The sequence below is a fragment of the Polaribacter cellanae genome (genome assembly GCF_017569185.1).
GTDB lineage: Bacteria > Bacteroidota > Bacteroidia > Flavobacteriales > Flavobacteriaceae > Polaribacter > Polaribacter cellanae.
The window spans coordinates 3,726,028-3,751,136 of sequence record NZ_CP071869.1; the positions used below are offsets into that span (position 1 = coordinate 3,726,028).

Annotated in this window: 14 protein-coding genes; 2 read left to right on the forward strand and 12 right to left on the reverse strand. The window is 29.8% G+C overall.

All coding sequences use genetic code 11. The features are described from left to right. The first annotated feature begins 6 nt into the window (after positions 1 to 6). Together J3359_RS16585 and J3359_RS16590 are read left to right on the forward strand one after the other, a co-directional pair. Positions 7 to 876 carry a hypothetical protein gene (locus J3359_RS16585; RefSeq protein WP_208078198.1) on the forward strand — a complete coding sequence of 290 codons (870 nt, stop codon included), beginning with the start codon at positions 7 to 9 and terminating at the stop codon, positions 874 to 876. 89 nt (positions 877 to 965) lie between these two features. After that, complete coding sequence (locus J3359_RS16590) at positions 966 to 1,949, forward strand: hypothetical protein (protein ID WP_208078199.1); 984 nt, start codon at positions 966 to 968, stop codon at positions 1,947 to 1,949. 454 nt (positions 1,950 to 2,403) lie between these two features. Here J3359_RS16590 and J3359_RS16595 read toward each other — a convergent pair whose 3' ends face one another. The 12 genes from J3359_RS16595 to J3359_RS16650 form a co-directional block, all read right to left on the reverse strand. Next, positions 2,404 to 3,987, reverse strand: a complete 1,584-nt coding sequence (locus tag J3359_RS16595; RefSeq protein ID WP_208078200.1) for a T9SS type A sorting domain-containing protein — start codon at positions 3,985 to 3,987, stop codon at positions 2,404 to 2,406. A 28-nt stretch (positions 3,988 to 4,015) separates the two neighbouring features. Continuing rightward, positions 4,016 to 7,375 (reverse strand): GH36-type glycosyl hydrolase domain-containing protein, encoded by a 3,360-nt coding sequence (locus J3359_RS16600; protein ID WP_208078201.1) that lies wholly within the window; start codon positions 7,373 to 7,375, stop codon positions 4,016 to 4,018. Positions 7,376 to 7,401: 26 nt separating this feature from the next. Then, positions 7,402 to 9,459, reverse strand: a complete 2,058-nt coding sequence (locus tag J3359_RS16605) for an MFS transporter (protein WP_208078202.1) — start codon at positions 9,457 to 9,459, stop codon at positions 7,402 to 7,404. 133 nt (positions 9,460 to 9,592) lie between these two features. Beyond that, positions 9,593 to 11,566 carry a carbohydrate binding domain-containing protein gene (locus tag J3359_RS16610; protein ID WP_208078203.1) on the reverse strand — a complete coding sequence of 658 codons (1,974 nt, stop codon included), beginning with the start codon at positions 11,564 to 11,566 and terminating at the stop codon, positions 9,593 to 9,595. Between the two features lie 6 nt (positions 11,567 to 11,572). After that, entirely contained in the window at positions 11,573 to 12,853 is a 1,281-nt protein-coding gene (locus J3359_RS16615; RefSeq protein WP_208078204.1) for a T9SS type A sorting domain-containing protein, read from the reverse strand. A 189-nt stretch (positions 12,854 to 13,042) separates the two neighbouring features. Beyond that, positions 13,043 to 15,811 (reverse strand): helix-turn-helix and ligand-binding sensor domain-containing protein, encoded by a 2,769-nt coding sequence (locus J3359_RS16620; RefSeq protein ID WP_208078205.1) that lies wholly within the window; start codon positions 15,809 to 15,811, stop codon positions 13,043 to 13,045. A 108-nt stretch (positions 15,812 to 15,919) separates the two neighbouring features. Next, the gene (locus tag J3359_RS16625) at positions 15,920 to 16,099 is read right to left on the reverse strand and encodes a hypothetical protein (protein WP_208078206.1); all 180 of its coding nucleotides are present in this window, start codon (positions 16,097 to 16,099) and stop codon (positions 15,920 to 15,922) included. A 27-nt stretch (positions 16,100 to 16,126) separates the two neighbouring features. Then, positions 16,127 to 18,655, reverse strand: a complete 2,529-nt coding sequence (locus J3359_RS16630) for a DUF8693 domain-containing protein (protein WP_208078207.1) — start codon at positions 18,653 to 18,655, stop codon at positions 16,127 to 16,129. A 35-nt stretch (positions 18,656 to 18,690) separates the two neighbouring features. Beyond that, on the reverse strand, positions 18,691 to 20,883 hold the full coding sequence (gene bglX / locus J3359_RS16635) for a beta-glucosidase BglX (protein WP_208078209.1): 2,193 nt from the start codon (positions 20,881 to 20,883) through the stop codon (positions 18,691 to 18,693). Positions 20,884 to 20,898: 15 nt separating this feature from the next. Further along, positions 20,899 to 22,251 (reverse strand): glucoamylase family protein, encoded by a 1,353-nt coding sequence (locus J3359_RS16640; RefSeq protein ID WP_208078211.1) that lies wholly within the window; start codon positions 22,249 to 22,251, stop codon positions 20,899 to 20,901. A 31-nt stretch (positions 22,252 to 22,282) separates the two neighbouring features. After that, positions 22,283 to 23,647: a glucoamylase family protein gene (locus J3359_RS16645; RefSeq protein WP_208078213.1), complete on the reverse strand. Its 1,365-nt coding sequence runs from the start codon at positions 23,645 to 23,647 to the stop codon at positions 22,283 to 22,285. A gap of 20 nt (positions 23,648 to 23,667) precedes the next feature. After that, positions 23,668 to 25,098: a RagB/SusD family nutrient uptake outer membrane protein gene (locus tag J3359_RS16650; RefSeq protein WP_208078214.1), complete on the reverse strand. Its 1,431-nt coding sequence runs from the start codon at positions 25,096 to 25,098 to the stop codon at positions 23,668 to 23,670. Positions 25,099 to 25,109 lie beyond the last annotated feature (11 nt).

A 25,109-nucleotide genomic window follows, 5' to 3' on the forward strand; every position in this document is an offset into this window, starting at 1 on the left:
TTATCAATGGCAACATTAAAAAAACAAATTTGGGTAAAACACTTAATGAAAAACTTTTACCCTGAGTATTCTTTTTTGCAGTTTGCAAAAGATTTTTCTCCATTAGTAGAGTATGACAAAATCACAATGACAGAAGTGGGAATAGATCCCGAAGTATTAATCAATAATACAACGTATCCAATAACGGTAGCAGAAAGAACTGATACTGCTCTTGAAATTACGTTAGATTTATTTGAAACTGAAAACACACTTATTAGAAGACCGGAAGCTGTAGAATTAGCTTACGAAAAGTTAGAAAGTGTACTTTATGGTCATAAAATGAATTTAAGAACAACAACTGCAAAAAAAGCAGCTCATGCCTTTGCACCAAATTCAGAAACTACATTTACTCCAGTAATTGAAGCAACAGGAGATGATAATGGCGACGGTTTTAAAAGATTAACTGTAAATGATATTCTATTATTAAAACGTAGGTATGATGATTTAGACATCCCAAAAGAGGGTAGATATTTAGTACTAGACCCTAAACATACAGAAGATTTAATAAAAATTGATTTAAAATCATTCAAGGATATAACAGATTTTTCAAAAGGAAATCCTAAACGTTTTGCAGGTTTTAATATGTTAGAGTTTACAAAAAACCCTAAATATACAAATGCATTAGTTAAAATTCCTTTTGGTTCTATTACAGCTGGTAACCATAGTAGTTTCTCATTCCAAAAAGACGAAGTAATGAAAGCGGATGGTAGTGTAAAAATGTATGAAACAAAAGACGACCCTAAAGAACGTGCAACAATTGTAGGTTTTGATAAGCGTTTTGTTGCTTTACCAATCAGAAACAAAGGTATAGGTGCAATTGTATCCGTTCCTGTATAAAAAGTACACCCTACAGTAAAAAAGCTTCTCACGGTAATTATAGCCCCTGCAAAGGGGCTTTTTAAATTTAAAAAAATATGGTTTTAGCAATGAATTGTAAAATTACTTTTCCATCTACTGATGTACATTCAGAGATTTATTTTTTAAGAAAAATAACTTCTGTACATATAGAGAAAAGTTGGAAACGTTTAACAGATATAGCAGTAATAACCTTACCAAGAAAAAACGCTAGTGTCAAAAATCAAAATGGCACAGATTTTAGTTTTTTTGGTGTCTATAAACTCATAAGAAAAGGCGACCCAGTAATTATAGAATTAGGCTATAATGGTGTCTTAAACAAAGAGTTTATAGGTTATGTAACGGAAGTTATAGACGGAGTACCTTTAGTAATAAAATGCGAAGATGAAATGTACCACCTAAAAAGAACGCCTGTTAATATTGCATTACCAAAAATAACATTGGAAAAATTGTTGAAAACAATATTGCCAAAATATGAAATTGAAGCTTTAGAAATTGAGATTCCACCAGTTAGATTTCCAAAAACTACAGTTGCGCAAGTACTCGAGTATCTAAAAACTGAATACAGTTTATATAGCTATATGAAAGCTAGAACTTTGGTTTGTGGGAAAATATATGCAGATGATTTTGAAGTTGAAACTGTTAATCTTCATTTAGAAAAAAATATAGTAAATGAAGATTTAAACTATACAACAAAAGAAGACATCTTAATACGTATAAATGCAGTTTCTAAACTATCTAACGGCAACACTGTAAAAGTTATTGTAGGCGATAAGAATGGTGTAGAAAAACAACTTTCTTACTATGGTATTGAGGTTGAAGCTGAATTAGAAAAATTAGCAATTTTAGATTTAAAAAAATACAAAGTAAATAAGTTTACTGGCTCTATAACTTGCTTTGGTAGTCCTAAAATAGAACACGGTATGAAAGTTCAATTACAAAGTGAAGTTTATCCTGATAGGGTTGGTTTATATTATGTAGAAAGTACTGTAATTGATTATTCAGAATCTGGCTTTAGGCGAAAAGTAAATTTAGGAGAGAAAGTAGTTACATAATTTTTTATATATTTGCTCAACGCTTCTCGACTTTGTTCTTGAACCACGTTAAATCAAGTCATTTTAAGAGTTGGACTGTAGTTCCTTCAAACTAAAATACTTGATTTTTTTTTGTCTTTTTTTGGGTTTGAATAGTATTATTTAGTTTTAACTAATGGTATTATGTGGTTTTGGCGATTATATATTTTTCAGCCAATAATTTACAGCAACAATTTGTGTATCAAAATTATCGCCGTCAAATAAATCTAAACGATTAATATAACCTTTATTTCTAAAGATTTATATTCATTTCTGTCACTTGTTTATGTAACGTGAACAGTCGAATATGTTAATTTTTTATTGAAATATTATCTATTTAAAGCTATTTTGTTCAAATAATAGTAATGTTTATGAACATACTTTTTACCTAATTAATGAGAATTTTTCGAAGAAAGAAGTAAGGTTATTTTTTTATTTACTCTTTTATAAATTTTTTGATATAAATTTTATTACCAACGTTAAGTTTTAAAATATAAACCCCTTTAGATAAGTTTTTAACCTCTAATATGTTAGAGGTGTTTAGCTTCCTTTTTAGGACTAATTTTCCTAAATAGTTATAAATATTAACTATTGTGTTTGATGTGTTTGCTGGAAGTACAATAGTTAAATTTGTTGATGCTGGATTTGGATGTATGTTAAAGTTACTAATATCTATTTTAGGTTTTGTATTTAGAACATGTGTCTTATTGGCTGTTTTAGTAGTTGCAGGAAAATCATAATTATTGTAAGTAGAAAAAAATGTATTTCCAAATTTGTTAGCAGCCAAACCAAATAGCATAGAAGAGTAATCTACCCCTTGAATTTCGTTAGGTTTCCAAGTTATTTCGTCTAAACTATATCTCCATAAAAGAGTTTCTCCTGTTGGGAGATTGTACAGCCCTCTTGTGCCAGATAACATTTGAATTAAATCATTTTTTACAGTTGCGTCTGTTGGTAAAAAACCTGCAATAATATGAGGAGAAACAACTTTTGCTGGATGATTATTTATGTCATCTGCATGATAACCAATAGTTGTGTAAGCTGTATTACCAATAGTTGTAGGAGAACTTCCAGCTCCTAATCCCCATTCATAATTACTAATATGACCTGTAGGATAAGAACTTTGAATTTTTGTATAATATAGCTTATCTGCGGCTAAGCTGTTAGACATATAGGTTTTATATACAGTACTGTTATGCGCCCAAGGAACTAAATAAAAAGGAAACTGAATTACAAAATTTGAACGGAAACTATTCGTCGAGTTGTAATCTGATAATATTTGGTATCCCCAATAATTTGCATAGGCAAAATTACTTAATTGAGTCCAAACATTCCAAGCAGTTGTTCCATTTCCTAGTGAGTTTCCTTCAGATTTTTTTGCTAAATATGCAACTATCATATACTCGTTAAATGGTTTTGCAGAAGAACCTTGCCCATTTCCTAATGCATTTTGCTCTAACCAAATAGAACCAGTTGTTGGATTATCTATTGCAGAAACCCAATTTACAGATAAAAAAAGTTCATTAGCATAAGTAGCAATTTGTGTGTTATTACTAAAGTATTTCTTTGCAAACAAGGCACCTGTTGTTAATAATGCAGTGTCAATTGTGCTATATTCAGAATTCCAAGCCTGTGCACCAGTATTTATATCTAAAAAATGTCTATAATACCCTTTATTGTTTCTATCTGGAGTAAAACCTGTGGTATATCCTAAAATAGTTTTTAAAGTTTCTATTGCTTTTGTTTCAGCATCTGTAATATAACCTGCTTTGTCTGCTATACATAATGCAATAAGGCCAGTGCCAACATTAGCAGCAGAAATCGGGTGATAATCAGACCAGCCTGTTTTTATAATTTTTGCATCTCTATACATTCCATTTGGTAATCTCATAGATTCGTACAACTTACATGTATTTTCTAATAATTGATCTATTGTAATTTGGCCAATTGTTTTTTGACTGAATATTAAAATTTGTAAAATAGTAATTATTACTATTTTTTTGTAGTGTATTTTTTTCATTTTTAGGGGTTTTTAAGTCAATTATTTTTTAAATAATTATTTCAATATTATTTTTTTCTGAATTTAATGTTTTAATAAAGTTTTTCGAATCTAAAACAGCACCTCCTTTTCTATATTGATTTTTTTGATATTCAAAATCGATATTTTTACCATTTACTGTTATTTTCTTTGGATGATATTCCTCTTCTTGCACAGAAAAATGAATAGTTAAAGGAAAACCTTTATAATTAATAGCGGCAGACAAACCATTAAAATCTTTAGGAAGTACTGGATCTATAATTGTTTTGCCATATTCTGTACGAAGACCTAATAAATGCCAAACTAAAAGCCCCATATAAATTCCTGGACCACTAGAGTAAATTCGCCAACCACCTTTTAAAGTTATTTTACCTTCTTTTAGTGCTTCATAACGTTCATCGGCTTCATATCTATTTTTAAATGTAACGTCAGAACTACTGTAATAACAGTTAGATTGTCTAAAATCTCCACAAGAAACAATTTTATTATATGCAATTGGGTTGGCTTGTCTTAAAGCTTTTACAAATGCAGTTGCATTACCAACTCTTGCTTGTGTTTCTGCATAACGTAAGTGTGCATGCATATACATAATACCTATTTCTCTACCAAAAAAACTACTACTTTCTGCTCTTTGAAATATGGTTTGAATACCACCATTATATTTTGGAGGTCTGTTCATTAAACGTGCACCATCTGGTCCTTTTAAATGTTTTTCAATTAAATTTAAATGAAATTGGGCTTGTTCTTTTGTGAAAATACCACTGATAATTCCTCTAATCATTGGTAACAAACGATACTGAATATTTGTTTTTGTGTCTGAAGGATGCAGTAGCAAACTAATGCTATTGTCATCTTCAATTAAACCATGACCCGCAACAATATTGTCTTTAATTAAGTATTTATTAAAATCTGCTTTTATATTAGAACAAATATTTTTTAAGCGTGTTTCTTTTTTATGGTCTCCAATTAATTGATATACTTCTGTAAAGTTAGAAAATGCTTGGTAATTTAGCTCAACTGTCCAGCTAGAGATTAGTTTTTCTGCCAAATCTTTGCTTGCGGGCTGCATAGAATCATTCCAATCTCCACCACCAAAAGGCACAAAAGAAGTATTAGGAATAAAGGAGTCTACTAGCATATCTATAAGCCTTTCTACATGTTCTAAAAGTGATGTTTTTTCAGCAGTTTCTTTTCCTTTTTCATTATAATAAGGAAGTATTTCAGATAAAAATTCTGCATCTCCTGTTGCTTTTATATAATTTCCTAAGGCAATAATACACCAATGATGAATATCTCCATGAGAAGAACCTGCTCTAATTTCAGAAAAACTATCAAACATCCACCATTGTGGCCAACCACCATCTGTATTTTGGTTAGAGAATATAATTTTTAATATTTCTTTTGCTTCATCGTACTTTTCTGTACATAAAAGTAATTCAAAAGGTCCTTGTGTTGTGTCTCTTGTTCCCCAAGCAGCTCCATCAAATTGCTCTAAACCGTGTGGTGTTAATAAATGTGTAAGTGCATTAACTCCATACCAAGGTAAAATTTCTTGTAATATAGAAATATCTTTATTATTTCCTTTTAGAGAAAGGTTAGAAGATAAATGATTCCAATTTTCCTTGGCATTTTTACAATCTAAAGTAAACTGTGTATCAGTGTTTTTTATGTTAATAAAATTAGAGGTTTTTACAACTTCTCCTAAGAAACTGATACTAAAATTAGAGGTTTCTTTTATTGAAATATTAAAGAATGAACCACCATGTTTTTTCCCATCATTATAAAGGGTTTCACTTCCAGTAATTTTATAATTTACTTGGTTACTTTGTATTCGAATTCTAAATTGTGCGTTTGGAAATTTACTTGCTATTTGACTTTCTTTATTCGGTTTTGCTACAAATTCTTCTGGGTTTTCTTCCTGAATTTTCCAATCTATAGCCTCGTCTAAATTGTTGGTAACTAATATACTTACTTTAGAGCCTGTTAGCACTTTAAAGTCCATATTAACCTGTGGTACATCTTTAGATGTCCAAGTTCTTATTTGAAAACAATGGCTTTTAAATTTATAGATCCATCTACAGTGATTTAAACCCATTTCAAAGGCAGAAGGAATCCCTAAAAGATATTTTTTATCTTCAATTTCTACAAAAATTCTTTGTCCCGTTTCTACTTCTAAATTAAATTGACTCGAAGAGAGTGATAAAAAACGATTGAAATTGGTATTACCTTGTGTTATATGAGAGTTGAAAACACCACATGCGTAAGAAGTGGTAGAAACAATACTTTCATCTGGAGTATAACCAGCTTTTGCTTGCATAATATGTCCATGTGGGCGATCTACTAATATTTCTTTTTCTTTTAATACTACGTGATTATTTTCTTCATAGAAAAAGGATAATAATTGATTGTCTTTATATTCTAAATGGCGTTTTTCTTTACTGAAGTAATGATTTAATTCTTCTAAACCTAAATAATGTACAGGTAAAAAAATAGCAGCATTAAAGATGTTTTTGCTGGGTTTAAAAATGTTTTCTTTTTTTTGAAGAATGGTATTCTCTTTAAACTCATTTATAACATTAGGCAAAAGGTCTAAATCTTTTTCTGTTGTAGCTTCTGGGTGATTTGAAACATATTTTCCAATAAAAACACTATGGTGTGTTTCATTCTTTTTTAACAAAAATGGTTTTTCTTGTAAAGCAACAATGGCTAATTCTCCAGAACATTCTCCGTCTAATTTTTCTTTCAATAAACTTTCTGGAACACCAGTTTCTCTATAATTTTTTCCGTAAAATTGAATACCATCTGTACTTGCAGATGCTGCTTTATTTTTACAAGTTAAAAGTAACCAAGGTGTTTCTTCGCTTGCTTTAAAGTTTTGTCGGCAACAAACAACAGCTCCATAATTACTGTCTTCTAAAATACGTCTTTCTAAATATTGACTAACGTAATATTCGTTTACCAAAGCATTAGAGACTTCTTTTAAACCCACATCTTGTATATAAATTACATCTAATTCTAAAACTGTATCAGAGGTGTTTTTAGTTTCTAAAGACCATTGCCAACTTAAACTTTTAGAAGATAATTGTAATGTACATTTATAAGAAATAGTACCCCAAATACCTTCTGCTATAAAAGAGTTTTTATTTATAGTAAACGTACTATTGCTTTCTGGTCCTAAAATTGCTTTATATGAATAACCATTTGTTTTTTTTCTTAAATATAAATTCGCTCCAACTTTAGAGAATAAAGAGGTTTCTTTTAAGCTAATTCTTATAGGAGTTGCTTTTATACTTTTAATTAAACCATTCTCTAAAAACTGAAAAGAAAGACCTTTTGAGTTTTCTATATTTAAATTATTATTTAAAGGCATAACTTGTTTTTTTTTATTTTGGAAAATTATATGTTAATTTCTTCTTGCTCTTGCTCTTGCTCTTGCTCTCTTTTTTCTATAGCAGCTTTAATTTCAAAAGACCTTTTTTCTGTTAAAGGATACCTTAAAGTGAATAAAAATGAAATAACACAAAGAATTAAAGGCAACCCAATTTCCACAGCTCTCATCATTAAAAGTGTGTAAGGAGATTGTTGATTAAGAGGCATTACTTGCAGTTTTATATCTTTAATAGCTGTAAAAAACTCATCTAAATTGGTTGTTTGTAAATCTTTAAGTTGATGATTAATTTCAGATAAATTTGTAACAAGATTTTTATAATGTTCTGTACTATTTTTATTTGTTGTAGCTTCTTTCTTTAAATGATCTAATAATAATGCACCATTTAACTTGGCTCTGGTAAGCTCAATTTTCGAAAAAGATGAAATATTTTTATTCGCAACCATTTTAAATTTTGAAGTTGCTTCTTTATAATCTAAAATAGAATGCTCCTTTTCTAAAGTATTTTTTATCTTTTTTATATTTTTTGTAGCAGTTAGATATAAGTCTTTCTTAAAGTTTTTTTCTGCTTCTGTTGCTTCTGTGTTTTCTGCTATTTTAGTTTTTAAATTATTTAGAGTAATTAAATAATCATTAACATCCGCTATATTTTCTTTGTAAAGTGTATTTAAATTTTCTTGATATTTTACAAAAGTTAATTTTTGAGATTCTTTAACAAATGCGATGTTTTTTTCAATTTTATTTATGGAACCTTTAAAGTCATCTACTTTTATTACTTGTGTTTCATCAAATTGAGTAAAAACAATTAACAAACCAGCCACAAAACTTGCCAATGCAGTTCCCATTTTTATAAACCACCAAAAAATGGAATAATAGCTACCTTCCGATTTTCTATTTGTTTTTAAATAATCTTCGTCGCAAATATCACCCACCATAGAAGAACCTAAAGTAAAAAAGAACAACATTCCTACAGATAATAAAATAGTTGGAATTATTATTAAATAGGGAAACTCATGATTATAACAAACAATTTTAGATAATTGAGCCAAAAACATTAAACCTATTGCAATTAATAGTGTTTTTCTTTTACCAACTTTGGGGCTTAACCAATTTAATGGAAAAACAGCCAGTAAACCTGTAATTGCCCAAATAGTTCCGTTGATTCCTAATAGGGTAGAAGCTACTTCTTTGTTTCCATCAAAAATGTAATAGATAGGAATATAATAGCCTAATAAGTTTACAAAATTAAAACCCATTGCCAACGTAAAAACAATGGCTACCAATCTAATAAATGTTTTGTTTTTAAAGGTGTGTTTTATGTCTTTCCAAAATGGCGTTTTTTTTTGTTTTTTAACCTTTTTAAAACCTGGTTCTTTTACAGTAAAAAACCACCAAAAAGAAAGTGGAATTAAAATAACAGCTACTAACATAGAAACATACTTCATTCCATCTGCTTCGTTACCATCTGCACCCTTAAAATATTCCATATTTGCCAAAGCAAAAAGCCAGGGAGTACTCATTGCAAAAAGGTTTCCTAAAAAACTTTTTGCACTAAATAATCTTGTTCTTTCATGATAATCTGTAGACATTTCCATGCCTAAAGCACCATGAGGAATTTCAAAAATTGTACAAGCTGTAAAAAAAATTAAAAGCCAAAAAAGAATATAACCTAATTGAAACCATTGAAAACTCTCTTCTGTAGAAAACCATTCATGTACCAATTTACCATCTGGAATCCACCACATTAACACAAAGCTAATAGCAACAGCAATTCCTCCAATTAATAAAAAAGGTCTTCTTCTACCCCAAGGTGTTCTAATATTGTCTGAAAAATGTCCAACAATTGGATCCGAAATAGCATCCCATAAACGAGGTATAATTAATATTACTCCAAGCCAAAGCGCACTTAATCCCATACTAATGTTTCCAATAAGCCCCATTAATTGGCCTGCAATATTAAATAATGCTATGGGAATAATACCACCAAAACCATAAGCAGCTAATTGTAAAAAAGGAATTTTGCTATCTTTTTTTACAGGTGGGTGATTTTGTGGAGAATTACTCATTTTTATATTTTTTTTGTAACTAATTTTTTCTTTAGGGTATAAAAAAACATTACATCGCTTTATTTTATTATAAATAAGTTAAAACTTGTTTAAATTAAAGTGATGTAATGGGTTTATTAAGAAAGCAATGGTTTTATTCCCATCTAATATCGTCTATATAATAAATATCTGGGTTAGCTCCAGTTGCTTCTCCTGCATTGAAAAAGAAAACTATTTTTTGATGATCTTTTGATGCTTGCGAACTAAAATCGAAAGTATATTCTGTCCAAGTTCCTGTTGTATTTATAGCTCCCCAGATTTCATTTGCAGCAGAGGTACCACCTTCTAACTTTGCTAAAAGAGGTGCGTTTTTGGATGATAAAACTTTAATTTTTAATACGTTTTTTGTAGATAAATCTATAGATTTACCAAAGTTAAACAATAAATGATCCCAAGCATTTGTTCCATTATCTCTAACTTCTAAAACAGCTTCGCTATTATTAATTCCAGATTTATTTGGGTTATCTATAACTGTTGTAGCAGCGTCTCCTTCGATAGTATAATTTTGCTGGCATTCTGCATCGCTTACAATTGTTTCATCTGTTACAACACCAGTACAAGATATTGTGTTGGCTTCTACGAATTTAATATCATCAATAAAATAAATATCTTCTGTTGTTCCGTCAGTTTGTCCTCCATTAAAAAAGAAAACCACTTTGTTGTGTTGTTCGTTTGCTTGGCTACTAAAGTCGAAACTATATTCTTTCCAATCTCCAACTGTATCGATTGTTCCCCAAATTTCACTTGGTGTAGAAGTTCCTCCTTCTAATTTTGCTAATAATGGAACAGATTTGGAGGAATGAACTTTAATTTTTAATATGTTTTTTGACGTTAAATCTATTGCTTCTGTATTATCGAAAACTAAAAAGTCGAAAGGTTCTGTTCCGTTATCGGTTACTTTAAGAACGTTTAAACTTGTGTTATTTGCATTTTTATTTGGGTTTTCTACAACTTCTGTTGTTACATTACCTTCTGGATTTCTATTAACTTGGCAATCGAAATCGTTTAAAATAGATGTATCTGCAACTGTATTTGCACATGGGTCTTCAATAAACCTTAAATCGTCTATAAAGTATTCGTCAGTTCCATTGGTATCTACACCAGCATTAAAAAATAGTACTATTTTGGTATGGTTTTCTGTTGCTTGATCTAAAAAGTTAAATGTGTATTCTTTCCACTCTCCAGCAATTACTTGTTGGTCTTTTTCAATGGCAGCAGATGTTCCTCCCTCTAACTTTACCTTTAAAGTTCCTGCAACTGGTGCGTGTACTTTAATACTAAAAATGTTGTTTATAGATAAATCAATTGCTTCTTTGTAATCTATAATTACTGCATCCCAAGCACCAAGTCCATCTACATATTTACCACTAAAGTTACTTTCGTTTATTGGAGACTTGTTAGGTGTTAATACCTTTTCTACTTCTGGAATAATTACATTTTTTTGACAATCGAAATCGTTAACAATACTTTTATCTTTATCTATACCTTCACAAATATTTTTCGAGGCATCTAAAGATAAATCATCTAAATAATAGATTGCACCACTATTAGGTGAGTTAAAACTTAGGGTTAATTTGTTATGTTCTTCATTAGAAAAATCACTAAAATCAAATGTATATTCATTCCAACCATTATCTGCAGTAATATTTTGTTCTCGATTAATTGCGCCAGTTTTGCCACCTTCTAATCTTACATTAATTTTACTTTCTTCCTCTTCTGTTCTAATTTTAATTTTAAAAATTGCAAAATTTTTAAAATCTATTGTTTTACTTAAATCTATAGAAATATTTTTAGCTGCAGCATCAGAATTTATATATTTTCCAACAAAACGACTTTTATTTATTTGAATTTCTGCAGGGTTTCTTACAGCTTCTACGTTTGCCAACACAATATTAGATTGACACTCGAAGTCGTTAATAATATTAGGATTTACAACAACATTTGTACTTTCACAAGGTGTAAAGGTAATTGTTGGAAATTTCTCTAATTCATTTTCACAAGAAGAGTAACTAAATACTATTAACAATAAAATAGTATATTTTTTAAGATGTAACAGTACATTTTTCATAGATTGCTATTGTTTAATTATTTTAATGTCTTTAACATTTTTATTAGATTTTACTTTAACAAAGTAAATACCTTTACTTAATGTAGAGATGTCTAATAAATATTCTTGTTTATTAATGTTTTTATTTTGAATTACTTTTTGACCGCTAACATTATAGACGTTAATATTTTGAATGTTATTGCTAGCTGTTTTTATATTTATATGATCTTTAGTAATTGTTGGAAATGCTAGGATTTCTTTTTCTAAAGCAAGATTATTAATACCTGCTGTTGCAGACGAAGACCAAACAATATCATCTAAATAATAAATATCTGAAGTTGTTCCGTTTGTTTTTGCTGGGTTTAAAAATAATACCAATTTAGTATTTGCATCGCCACCAGAAGAATTATTAGAATAAGTACTAAAATCGAACGTAAATTCTATCCAAGAATTTAAAGGGCCATTATCTGTACTAAATGGAGAATATATTTCTACTGCATTTGCACCCCCTTCTAATTTTGCTAAAATTTGAACAGATGTTGGTGTGTATAATTTTATTTTTAAAAAATTATTTGTTGTTAAGTCTATTGGAGAACCATAATCAAAAACAAGTCCATCAAATCCATTAGTGCCATCGTCTTTGTATTTACCAATATTTTTACTTAGGTTAATACCAGATGCAACATGATTTGAAACTATTGTTAATTTTAAATTTGTAGAACCAGCAAGAGGAGTTCCAAAAAATTCTCCATCTGAAGGTTTTGTGCTCTCGAAGTCAGTTAATACTGGAGCTGTACTTGTTGTTGAGGTTTCCCATCTAATATCATCGACATAGTACATATCTGTTGTTGTACCATCAGTTTTATTGAAATTAAAAAAGAAAACTATTTTTTGATGATTACTTGTGTTTTCGGAACTAAAATCTACAGTATATTCAATCCATTTATTTGTAACATCTAAAGAAAGGTTTATTTCTTTTGCAGGAGTAGTTCCTCCTTCTAGTTTTACAACTAAAGGTGCTTTTTTTGTAGAATATACTTTAAATTTTAAAACATTATTGGTTGTTAAATTAATTGCAGCACCTTTATCGAAAGTTAAATTATCGAAAGCTGCTGTACCATCATCTGTATATTGGCCAACATTTGCACTTGTATTTACTCCAGAAGAAAATGGATTTGCAACAGAAACTAATGCTCCAGTAAGAGTATAGGATGCTGGTGTACATTCAAAATTTGTTATAACAGGATCTACACATTGTGCAAAACCATTATAAGAAATTAAGATTATTAAAAGTAATATTTTTTTCATGAGATGAGTTTTTTAAATTATCTCGTAAATTTATAATAAGACTTTTAAAATTGAACTGTAGTACTTGTTAATAAATAAAATAATGGTTTAATAAATTGACTTTAAGGTGTTTAGAATTTTAATCTATTTATTTTTTAACATAATGATGTATTATTGATGTGTTATTTGATGGCTATTTTTTTAGTGTTTTTAAAAGGTAATTAGAAAATCGAAAATACTTTTGTTTTTTGTGAGATTGATTTTTTTCCTTAAACGATATCTGTGCAACTCTACACCTCTTAAACTTATACCCATTAAAGGAGCAATTTCTTTAGAAGTATGGCCGGTTTTAATATAGGCACAAAGTTTTAAATCTTTACTTGTTAGTTTAGGATATTCTGAAACTAACCTTTTAAAGAAATCTTCATGTAATTCATTAAAACTGTCTTCAAACATTTTCCAATCTTTATTATTGCTTATAGAATCGTTTGCTACTTTTAATAATTTTTTTGATATATATTGATCTGGAAATGTTTTTGATAATCGATTAAGTTCATTTCTTAAGATAATAATAATTTCGTTCTTTTTTATAATGGAAGCTGTTATGGTTGCTAACATTCTTTTTTTATTGTTTACCTCCTTTTTAAGGTTTTCTTTTTCAATTTTATTAATTTTTTTCTGGGTATCTCTAACCAATTCTTTTTGAATTTTAATTTGTTCTTTTCTAAATTTTAGCTGATTTCTTTTTCTTAACACAAAATATAATATTACTAATAGTAAAAGGTATAAAATTTTCATCCAAATAGATAAATACCAAGGGGGTAAGACCTCTAAATAAATTTTTCTTGATTTTTTATCTTCATCAGAAATATTGTTGTTTTCATTTTTTATTCTAATGGTATATTTACCATATTTTAAATTTTGAAGTTCAATCTTTCCGTTTTTTACTATTCCATTAGAGTTTATTTTTCCAGAAACAGAAAAAGAATTTTTATTTTCATAAGTATTAGGTGTAAAAAATTCTAGAGAGATAATTTTTGCTTCATGATAAGGAATTTTTAAAATACTATCTTTAATAGAATAATTGTTTGTTTGAGTATATATTTTTTCTATTTCAGGTAAGCTAGTGTTTTCTTTTTTTGAGTTATAATTTTTTAAATTGAATTGTGTAAAACCATCATTTAAATTTATTAATCTTAAAGAGTCGTTTTTAATAATTATTTTTTCGTTGTTAACAAGTAGCCTTTCTTTTGTTTGAGAAGAGTTTATATAAGAAATTCTTTTGTTGTTTTTGTTTATGTAAAAAACATCTCTGTTTTTATCTATAAACCATAAGCCATTTATATCGTTTCCAATAAAATCTTTACCATTAAATTGTTGTAATTCTTCAAATTTTTTGATGCTGTTATTTTTTTTAGAGTAGGTAAACCATTTTTTATTATTGTAAAAAGCGATGGTATTGTAAATCGTAAAAATTTTTGTTTTATAATCTTTAAAATTTTCATTTTCGCCAAACGATTCAATATTAACAATAGCACTATAATCTTTGTTTAGTTTAATTCTAAAGATTCCCTTATAAGGGTGTGTAGCCCAAATTATAAAATCGGACTCAAATTCAATATTATCAACAGGAAACGAGATGTTTTTAACAATTTTAGAACTCCAAACATTGTTTTCTTTTTTTAAGAGATTTAGCCCTGTATATGTTCCTTGTAGAAATATGTTTTTAAGGTTTTTTGTTCTTTTCGTAGTATAAACTCCTCCATTTTTAGAGTTTTGGTAAACTAATTTTTCATCTTTAAATATAAATATTCCAGAGTTGTGTGCGCATATTAAATTGTCATCAACAATAAATAAATCCCATATATGCCCTTCTGTATTTTCTATTAATTTTAATTTATTATCTGTAAAAGTGTATAAGCCAGTATTGCTTGCTATGTATAATTTATTTTTAAGGTATGCCATGTCATAAACAGTGCCTATTGTTCCCGAAAAATCTTTATAAAACTTATTAGAATTTTTTACTTTAATTTTAGCAATACCGTTGTCTAAAGCTAACCAAATATTATTTTTTCTTACTTTTTGATTTAAAACTGTGTTATTTTGTAAACCAGATTTTACATTTATTATTTCAATTTCCTTATTATCAATGGAGTAGAGTAGTGCTCCGTTTTTAATAGTTCCTAATAGAAGTTGATTGTTATTTATAAAAGAGGCTTTATTTAAAACAAATGTTTCTAATAAATTATTTAACTCTTTAGATAGGCTTGTTTTTTTATTCGTAGAATATATTACAGCGCCTTTATCTGCATCATATAAAAATAATTTATCGTTAATTGTTGCTAATTGGTTTACATTTTTATATTTATTAGATAATTCGTGTGGTACAAGTTTATTTTCTTTTAATTCTCTTACTCCTTTTTGTAAGCTTGATACAATTAGTTTGTTTTTATATACAACAGAGTTTAAAATATTTTCACTGTCTTTAATTGTAATTATTTTTTCTCCATTATAAATATATAAACCACTGAAGGACCAAAAAATAATTTTGTTTTTATAATTTATAATTTGCCAAAATTCATCATTTACAAATTGATGATTTTTATCGAAAAGCGGAATTAATGAAGTGTATTCGTAATCGCCAAATTTATTCTTTTTCCAAAATCCAAACTCTTCATAAGAACCAGTATATATTCTATCGTTAGAGCATAGAACAGACCTAATAATGGTTTTATTAGGTAGTTGATAAAGTTTCCAGATTTGCCCATTGTATTTTAAAAGCCCTTTATTATTTGCGGCAAAAATTACACCTTTATTATTAATGTCTATTCCCCAATTTTGATTTTCTGCATTGTATTGGTTAATAGAATAATTAGTTACATCTGAATGTAATGTTTGTGCTACCGAACAAAGGCTTACACAGAGAAGTGAAATAAAGAAAGTATATTTTTTGAATTTTAATAGAAGAGATCTATGCATATTAAAACTAAGGAATTTATTTTTTTGAAAGTTATAAATATAGAGTTTTTTTTAAAAACAAAACGCCTCGATAAAATCGAGGCGTTCAAGTAATTAAATTATATAATATTAAAATCCAGTACCAGGAGCTTCTGGGCTTGCTGCTTGTGCTTTTTGCGGGTTTAAAATTAGATAGGTTCCTAAAGCTGTTAACGCAGCATATTTACCATAATTTCCTATTTTTTTAATAGCATCTTTACGAGTAATTTCTTGAGCTGTATCTTGTGTAAATTCTGTTTGTTTTTTCATGATATATTGTCTTTTAATTCTCGTTAATTAGTCTAAAATTATTTTTTTATTTAACTGACCAGCTTCCGTAATTAACTGAACAATATAAATTCCATTTGCTATTTTTGGCAAAGTAATATCTTTAACACCATTAGATGTAAATGAAGAATTAATTATTTGTTTACCAACAATATTAAATAATTTAATACTTGTGTTTCCGTTTGGTAAACCAACAATTTTTAAGTTATTTATATCTGTTTTATATATGCTTATATCTTCTATAGGAGCATCTGCAACACTTAAAGTACTTTGAGTTGTGTGTAAATAAAATCTACCAATTCCATTTAAACTCTTAAATAAAGTAACTTTATAATTGCTATTTTCTTCACTTAAATTTGTAAATGTGTTGGTAATTCTATCTTCTAAAAAAACATAAATATTAGAAGGTAAATTTATAGCTTTAGCAGAAAAAGTAATTTGTTTTCCAGCTTCTGCTTTAATTCCTACAGGAATTATATTAGATTCTAAATTAGTATTTGGTAAAGCTTGAATTTGGTAGTTCTTGCCTTTGTTATTTTCTAACAATTGTGTAAATACATCTAACTTATTTGGTACACCTCCAAAAGTTTCTCCATCTAAACCATTATCAAAACCTTTAGAAGCTAGTTTGTTATAATATAATTTAGCATATCTGTTAAGGGTTCCATCTGTAATAGTAAGTTCTACCTCTGGTTTAGGTTCAGGTTTTAAGAAAGTATCTGTTCCTTGATGGCTTTGTATGCTTTTTTCAAAAGTTACATCTCCTGCAGAAGAGCTGCTTACAAAAAAGCCTTGTCCTGGTGCTAATTTAAATGCATCGCCAGAAACTTTAGTGTCATAATTTTTTGTAGAAGAATTCCAAACCCAAATTGTTTTACTTGTAAGTTTATCTGAGTTTTTCTTTAAATTTAAAAAAGCTCCACTATTTATATACGAAGCAAAAGGATTACTTAATAGATTAAACGGAGTACCTGCACCAACAGTAATTGCTTTGTTAACTTCTACTGTATTAAGTGTGCCTTTAAATGATACATTTGAAGTCGTAGCCGTTTTTACAGTATAACCAGTTGCTGTTCTAAAAGTTCCACTATTACTATCATTATCTTGTAAATAAGACCAGTTACCAGTGGCTACAGCATTGTTATAGGTTGCAATACCTCTTTTTGTTCCAGAAGTAGCAATACCATTTGTATTTGCATACGAGTTATTGTAACCTTGTCCGTTTACTGGAGAGCCTACTAAATGCCATCCTTCTAATTTATCTGCAACAGCATCGCCAGTTAATGCAGGTGTTACAAGATTTCTTTTATAAGTTACTTCTCCTGTAGCAATACCATTTACAATTAAAGAACTTCCACTGGCAATTGTTAGTACATTGTTGGTTGTTATGTTACCTGTTACTGCTCCTGTAGAAGTAAGTACACCAATAATTGGGTCGTTTGCTACATCTGGAATTATTACTTCAGATGTTGAAGTAGGTACGCCTCCTGTCCAGTTACCTGGTAAAGCCCAATCTGTACTTACAGCTCCTGTCCAAGTTGTTTTGTTAGTCCAAATAATATCATCTAAATAATAAATATCTGAAGGTGTTCCACTAGTAACAGCAGCATTTACAAATAAAACGATTCTCGTATTTCCATCACCTCCACTTGCATTGTTTGCATATGCACTAAAATCAAAAGTAAATTCTATCCAGGAATTAACGGGACCGATAGCTGTGCTAAAGGGAGAAAATACTTCTCTTGCTTCTGTTCCTCCTTCTAATTTTGCTAAAATTTGAATAGATGTAGGGGTATATAACTTAATTTTTAAAATATTATTTGTAGCCAAATTTATAGCAGTACCATATTCAAAAATTAAACCATCAAAACCATTGGTACCATCATCTTTGTATTTACCAATAGAGGCACTGGTGTTTATACCAGATGAAACGTGGTTCGATACTATTGTTAACTTATTGTTTGGGAAGCCTCCTTGAGAAGGTTTTGTGCTTTCAAAATCTGTTACAACTGGGTCTGTACTTGTTGTAGATGCTTCCCATCTGATATCATCTATATAATAAATGTCAGTAGCAGTTCCGTCTGTTTTATTAAAATTAAAAAAGAAAACTAATTTTTGGTGATCTTCCGCACTTTGACTGCTTAAATCCACAGTGTATTCTACCCAAGAATTAGTTACATCTATTGTTAAAGGTGTTTCTAAAGCGGTTGAAGTTGCTCCACCTTCTAATTTTACTACTAATGGAACTAATTTTGTAGAATATATTTTAAACTTTAAAATATTATTTGTTGAAAGATCAATAGCTGCTCCTTTATCAAAAGTTAAGTTATCAAAAGCGGCAGTACCATCATCTGTATATCGACCAACATTTGCACTGGTATTTATGCTTTCAGAAAATGGGTTCGTTACAGGGGTTAAATTTCCAGTAGGGGTGTAGGAGGGAGGTGAGCACTCAAAATTTGTAATAATCGGATCTGCACATTGTGCGTAAAAAGCATTGTAAGAAATAAATGCCAATAGAAGTACTATTTTTTTCATAAGTATCTAATTTAATGGTTCGTATTTGAGTTTAATTATTTTAAAAAAAATGTATTTGTAAACTTATGATTAGAGCTTCCTGCAATAAAAAGTTTAAATTCACCTTCTTCGCAAACAAAATCTTGTTTTTGATTATAAAATTTTAAAAGCTCTGCAGTTATTTCAAACTGTACTGTTTTAGATTCTCCCTTTTTTAAAGTTATTTTTTTAAAACCTTTTAATTCTTTTATAGGTCTTGTAATGCTACCAACAACATCTTTTATATAAAGTTGTACTATTTCTTCTCCATCATAGTTTCCTGTATTAGTAATGGTTACAGAAGCTTTTATAGATGTATTGAAAAAAAGAGTGTTAGCATCTAATGTTACTTTGCTGTAAGTGAATTCTGTGTAGCTTAATCCATAGCCAAAAGGGTATAAGGGGCTGTTTGCTACATCTAAATATTTAGAAGTATATCTTGGGTCTGCATTTGGAACATTTGTAGGTCTTCCAGTATTTTTTTGATTGTAAAAAAGAGGAATTTGACCAACATTTCTTGGAAATGTAACGGTTAATTTTCCTGAAGGATTGTAAGTGCCAAAAAGTACTTCTGTAATCGCAGCAGCACAGTTTGTGCCTAAAAACCAAGTTTCTAAAATGGCATTTACAGTTTTATCTTCCCAAGAAAGGTCTAATGGTCTTCCGTTCATTAGAACTAATATTATAGGTTTTCCTGTTTTTTTTATTTCGGCAATTAGTTCTTGTTGTAAGCCTGGTAGTTTTATATTGGTTCTGCAAGCGGCTTCTCCGCTCATATTTTCAGTCTCTCCCATAACCATTACTACCACATCAGATTTTTTTGCGATGGCAATTGCATTTTTAAAATCTTCTCTGTTTTCCTCTAAAATGTCACATCCTTTTGTATATTTAAAATCGATATTTTTATTTTCTAGCTCTTCTTTTATGCTGATGATATTTTTGTTTTCTCGACCAAATGCTGCCCAAGTACCTAAAATATGGTGTGTATCATCTGCAAGAGGTCCAATAAGTGCTATTTTAGAAGTGTTTTTTAATGGTAAAACCTTGTTTTTATTTTTTAATAATACAATAGATTTCTTTGCTGTTTCTGTTGCTTTTTTTAGATGTTCTTTGCTTAAAATGAATTGTTTTTCTTTTTCTTCATCACAAAATCTATAGGGATCGTCAAATAAACCCAATTTAAATTTCATTCTTAAAATACTCTTAACAGCTTCATTTAATCTTTCTTTATCTAATTTTTTTTCGTTTAAATATTCTTTTAGATGATTTTTATAAGCACCACTCTGCATATCCATATCTGAACCTGCATTTATTGCTATTTCTCCTGCGTGTTTTAGGTTTTCTGCAAAGCCATGAGCAATCATTTCTGTAATAGAAGTATAGTCTGTTACAACAAAACCTTTAAAATTCCATTCCTTTCTTAAAATTGTATCTAACAGATATTTATTTCCTGTTGCTGGTACCCCATTTAATTCGTTAAAAGCTGTCATAAATGTTGCAACGCCTTCATTTAATGCAGCTTTAAAAGGGGGTAGGTGTGTGTTTCTTAATTCAATATCAGACATATCTACTGTGTGATAGTCTCTACCAGCTTGTGCTGCACCATAACCAGCAAAATGTTTTGCGCAGGCTAAAATATTATTGGTCGATTCTAAATTTCCTTGAAAACCTCTAACTCTTGCTTTGGCAATAAGGCTTCCAAGATAAACATCTTCTCCTGCTCCTTCTGCAATTCTACCCCATCTTGCATCTCTAGATATATCGACCATGGGAGCAAAAGTCCAATGTAAACCTGCTGCAGAAGATTCTCTAGCAGCTATTTGTGCAGTTTGTTCCATTAAATCTAAATCCCAACTGCAAGATTCTGCTAACGGGATTGGAAAAATAGTTTTGTAACCATGAATTACATCAAAACCAAAAAGTAACGGAATTCCTAGTCTAGAATTTTCTACGGCTAATTTTTGAATTTTTCTAACGTAAGAAACTCCAGAAGCATTTAACACAGCTCCAACTTCTCCCTTTTTTATGTATTCTAAATAATTTGCATCTAAGACAGGCCCTGTAACATCCATTTCGCTAGCATACATAACAGTTTGTCCTATCTTTTCATCTAAAGTCATTTGAGACATTAGTTGTGTTACCTTTTCTTCTATATTAGGATTGTTAAAAGTAAGATAGGTGTTTGCTGTTTTTTTGCTAATTTTAGTCATTAGAATAAAATGGGTTTATATTTTTGGACTTGAAAAACCTAATTTTTTTAATCCAGATTTTACATCTTTATCATTCATAAATAAATTCCAAAGTTGTTGTGTTCTATAATTTTCGATCATTGCCACAATTGGTCCTTGATCAATGGCTAAATATCCTTTAGAAAACCAATTTTGTTGTTCAGAAAAAGCATCATAAAAACCATATTTCCCCCAAAGTTTATCTTTTAAATTGTAGTAAAAATGTTCTAAAGCTTTTCTTGATTTTTTTGGTGTGTATGGAAATGATGATAAAGCTGCAGTTGGTGTAATTACGCCTAAATCGTTTGTTGGGCTGTGTGCAGAATATCCATTGTAATTGTCACTAGCGGTTAAGCCCCAAGAATTTTCGCTATATCCTTTAAAGTTTTTCGGATTCTCTTTGCAGTATTCGTAATTGATTAATGTGTGGGTTTTATTTTGTTCGAAATAATTGTCACAAAAAGCATCTTTTAAATCTCTTGGATCTAACCCTAAAAAAGAATATTGTGATAGGAATAATGGACCTCCAAAATCTTCTCCTAAAGGCAAATTATAGCCATAAAAAGATTTTCCGTTTTTCATATCACCATTTCTTGCCCAGCCATTAATGTAAGTTTCTTTGTCTATAGAATAGGTTGGAGATGCAGCTGCTAACACGTATACAATTAATGCTTCATTCCAACCACTTACAGGTAAATTAGCTTTAAAGCCATTTTTTATAGACCAATGCCAAGAAATACTCTTTTTACCTTGTGTATACCAATTCCACTCTACAGCTTCCCAAATAGCAGTAATTCTATTTCTAATTTGTTTTTCGTTTGATATTTCTTTTGAAAAATATTGTCTATTAATAAGAAGTCCTTGTAATAAAAGTGCGGTTTCTACAATATCTCCACCATCATCTAAATCACTAAAAGGGCGTGTTTTATTAGAATCTGCAAAATACCAATGAGAAAATGCTCCATGGTATTTTTCTGATTTTTCTAAAAATGTTAATATTTTATCTAAACGATTTATCGCTTCTTCTCTCGTAACCCAACCTCTTGTTACTGCAGTAGGAAAAGAAGCAATACCTAAACCAGTACCACCAGTGGTAACGATGTTTTTAGATTCTCCATTAAAGGCATCGCTATGAGACCTTTCTCTTGCAAGACCACTTTTTTCTTCAGCAAAATCCCAGAAATAGTTAAAGGTTTTCTTTTGAACAGTATCTAACAAATTTTCGAAAGAAATTTTTTGATTAGTAGCTTTTTTCTTGTTTTGTTTACAGTTACTCAAAAAAAGAACAATTCCAATAAATGCGATTACAATATTTAATTTTGGAAAAAAGGAAGTCTTACTTGAAAACATAATTTTACGTTTTAAAAAATTGAAATGATAATTAATATGTAAAACCTAATTTTGTTAAACCGTCTTTAATTTCTTGATTTTGCATAAAAAGATTCCAAAGTAATTGAGTTCTATAATTCTCTATCATACAAACAATTGGTCCTTGGTCAATTGCTAAATAACCATCTGAATACCATGCGTTCGTTTCTGAAAATGCATCGTAAAAACCATATTCTCCCCAAAGTTTTGCATTTTGTTTATAATAGAAATATTCCAGTGCCTTTTTAGACTCTACAGGCGTGTAAGGAAAAGAGGATAAAGCAGCTGTTGGTGTTATTACGCCAATATCATTTTCTGGCTCATGTACTGCGTAACCATTAAAATCGTCACTTGCAGTTAAGCCCCAGCTATCTCCACCATAACCTTTGTAACCATTAGGATTTTCTTTACAGTGGTTGTAATTAATTAATGAATGTGCTTTGTTTTGTTCAAAATAATTAGCAAACTGATCTGTTAAGTTTGTTGGATTTAAACCAATAAAAGAATATTGAGAGAAAAATAAAGGGCCTCCTTTTGGTGGTCCTAAAGGAAGTTGTATGTTAAAATACGAATTTCCATTTTTCATGCCTCCATTAGAAGCCCATCCATTTATATAAGTTTCTTTGTCAATTGAATGTGTAGGTGAAGAAGCTGCTAAAACATAGGTTATTAATCCTTCGTTCCAACCTTTTACTTTTAAATCGATTGCAAATTTGTGTGTAGGAGACCAATGCCAAGTTATTACTTTTTTATTTCTTGTGTACCAATCCCATTCTACACCTTCCCAAATAGCAGTAATTCTATCTCTAATGTCTTTTTCTTCAGCATTATTTCCAGAGAAATATTCTCTATTAATTAATAAACCCTGAATTAAAAATGCAGTTTCTACAAGGTCTCCTCCATCATCTTGTGTACTAAATGGTCTTGTCATACCAGTATCGCCAAAATACCAATGAGAAAATGCACCATGATATTTTTCTGCTCCTTCTAAAAATGTAAGTATCTTTTGTAAACGTTCTATTACTTTAGTTTTTGTTTGCCAACCTCTTTCTACTGCTATTGGAAAGGCAGAAAGACCGAAACCTGAACCACCCATTGTAACAACTCTTCTAGATTGCCCATTTAAGGCATTTTCTTGAGAACGTTCTCTTGCCAACCCACTATTTGGTTCTGCAAAGTCCCAAAAATAATTAAATGTACGTTCTTGCACTACATCTAATAGATCTTCAAAAGGAATTTCTTTTACAGGGCGTTCAAAAATAGCTTCTACATCTGGTGGAGGTGGAGTAACCGCAGTTTCTGTACAACCTATTGCTACAGCCAACAATAAAAAAAAGTTTACTATATATGGTACTTTTATCTTTTTTGTGAATTTCATAATTCTATCAGTTTTAATTTTTAATACATTGGGTTTTGGGTTAGAATTCCTCCACTTTTATCTATTTGTTCTTGTGGTATTGGAAAAACCTCATGTTTTCCATCGACAAAATTCTTTCCATGAGCTCTTAAAACTTCTCCTGCACGACCTTGTCTAACCAAATCGAAATAACGATCGTGTTCGAAAGCTAATTCGTGTCTTCTTTCTTTCCAAATGGTCATTTTATCAACAACAGTAGCATCATTTAAACCTGCTCTTTTTCTTACTCTGTTTAAAGGTGTTGCTGCGTCTCCACCAACTTCTAAAGCAGCTTCAGCATTCATTAATAAAACTTCAGCAAAACGTAAAATTCTTACATTTTTCCCTGTTTCCCAAGCATCTGAATTTGCGCTAGAATATGCTTTTTGATTATACATTGCATTTGTAACGGTATTGGGTACCAACCTGCCATCAAATAAAGTTTCTCCTCTAAAAATTATGGTTGCATCTTTTCTAGCATCATTTGGTTCGTAAGAGTTGGCTAAATCTTCTGTAGGTGTGTTAAAGCCCCAGCCCCAGCCACCATCTCCTCTGGCTCCTTGGGTTACACTATAACCTTGTACCCCAGCTGTAGGAGCATCTCCTCCTTTTGCTTGAATTTCGAAAATAGATTCTATATTATTTTCTCCTATTTCTTTCCAAATATCTTCGTAATTGGGAGTTAAATCGTATTGGTTTGATGCAATAATTTCATTTGTTAATCTAAATACTTCTTGCCATTTATTTTGATACATACTTACTTTTGCTAATAAAGCTTTTGCGGCACCTTTTGTTGCTCTACCTAAATCTGCGGCTGCGTATTCATTTTTTTCTGGTAATGAGTTTATGGCATCTTGTAGGTCATTTTCTATAAATAGATATACCTCTTCTTTAGATGCTCTTTTTAAGATATCTGGACTTGAAAGATCTGATTTGTCTGATATTAGTGGCACACCTCCAAATGTTTTTACTAGTCTAAAATATATTAATGCTCTTAAGAATTTAACTTCGCCAATTAATCTTGTTTTCAGCTTTTTATCGATATCAAATTCTGGAATACGTGTTATAGCTTGTGTAATACGTTGGTTTGCATTGTAATGCTCACTCCAAACTTCTCCAATAGAAATTGTTGTTGGATCGAAAGCGATGGCGTCTAAGATGTCTTTATCTGTTCCTGTGTCTCCAGTGCTACTTCCTTTATCTGCATCATCTGTAGTAATGCTTGTTAAGCCATTCCAAGAAAAAGAGCTCATTTGCCATTGTAGAAATCTATTGTAAACTGCATTAACAAGCTCAATAGATTTGTCTGCTGTTAGTGCTTCTTCAGTTTCACCTGTTGCTTCAACATCTAAAAAATCCTTACTACAAGAAAATGAGAGTAATAAGATTGCAAAAGCAACGTATTTTAAATTTTTAGTTATTTTATTGTTCATTTTTTTAATTT

What these genes read in the sequence shown, in the direction of transcription:
- J3359_RS16645 (WP_208078213.1), bottom strand. Translation starts at nt 23,647, where the DNA reads ATGAAATTCACAAAAAAGATAAAAGTACCATATATAGTAAACTTTTTT.
- J3359_RS16595 (WP_208078200.1), bottom strand. Translation starts at nt 3,987, where the DNA reads ATGAAAAAAATACACTACAAAAAAATAGTAATAATTACTATTTTACAA.
- J3359_RS16610 (WP_208078203.1), bottom strand. Translation starts at nt 11,566, where the DNA reads ATGAAAAATGTACTGTTACATCTTAAAAAATATACTATTTTATTGTTA.
- bglX (WP_208078209.1), bottom strand. Translation starts at nt 20,883, where the DNA reads ATGACTAAAATTAGCAAAAAAACAGCAAACACCTATCTTACTTTTAAC.
- J3359_RS16615 (WP_208078204.1), bottom strand. Translation starts at nt 12,853, where the DNA reads ATGAAAAAAATATTACTTTTAATAATCTTAATTTCTTATAATGGTTTT.
- J3359_RS16640 (WP_208078211.1), bottom strand. Translation starts at nt 22,251, where the DNA reads ATGTTTTCAAGTAAGACTTCCTTTTTTCCAAAATTAAATATTGTAATC.
- J3359_RS16590 (WP_208078199.1), top strand. Translation starts at nt 966, where the DNA reads ATGAATTGTAAAATTACTTTTCCATCTACTGATGTACATTCAGAGATT.
- J3359_RS16600 (WP_208078201.1), bottom strand. Translation starts at nt 7,375, where the DNA reads ATGCCTTTAAATAATAATTTAAATATAGAAAACTCAAAAGGTCTTTCT.
- J3359_RS16630 (WP_208078207.1), bottom strand. Translation starts at nt 18,655, where the DNA reads ATGAAAAAAATAGTACTTCTATTGGCATTTATTTCTTACAATGCTTTT.
- J3359_RS16605 (WP_208078202.1), bottom strand. Translation starts at nt 9,459, where the DNA reads ATGAGTAATTCTCCACAAAATCACCCACCTGTAAAAAAAGATAGCAAA.
- J3359_RS16620 (WP_208078205.1), bottom strand. Translation starts at nt 15,811, where the DNA reads ATGCATAGATCTCTTCTATTAAAATTCAAAAAATATACTTTCTTTATT.
- J3359_RS16625 (WP_208078206.1), bottom strand. Translation starts at nt 16,099, where the DNA reads ATGAAAAAACAAACAGAATTTACACAAGATACAGCTCAAGAAATTACT.
- J3359_RS16650 (WP_208078214.1), bottom strand. Translation starts at nt 25,098, where the DNA reads ATGAACAATAAAATAACTAAAAATTTAAAATACGTTGCTTTTGCAATC.
- J3359_RS16585 (WP_208078198.1), top strand. Translation starts at nt 7, where the DNA reads ATGGCAACATTAAAAAAACAAATTTGGGTAAAACACTTAATGAAAAAC.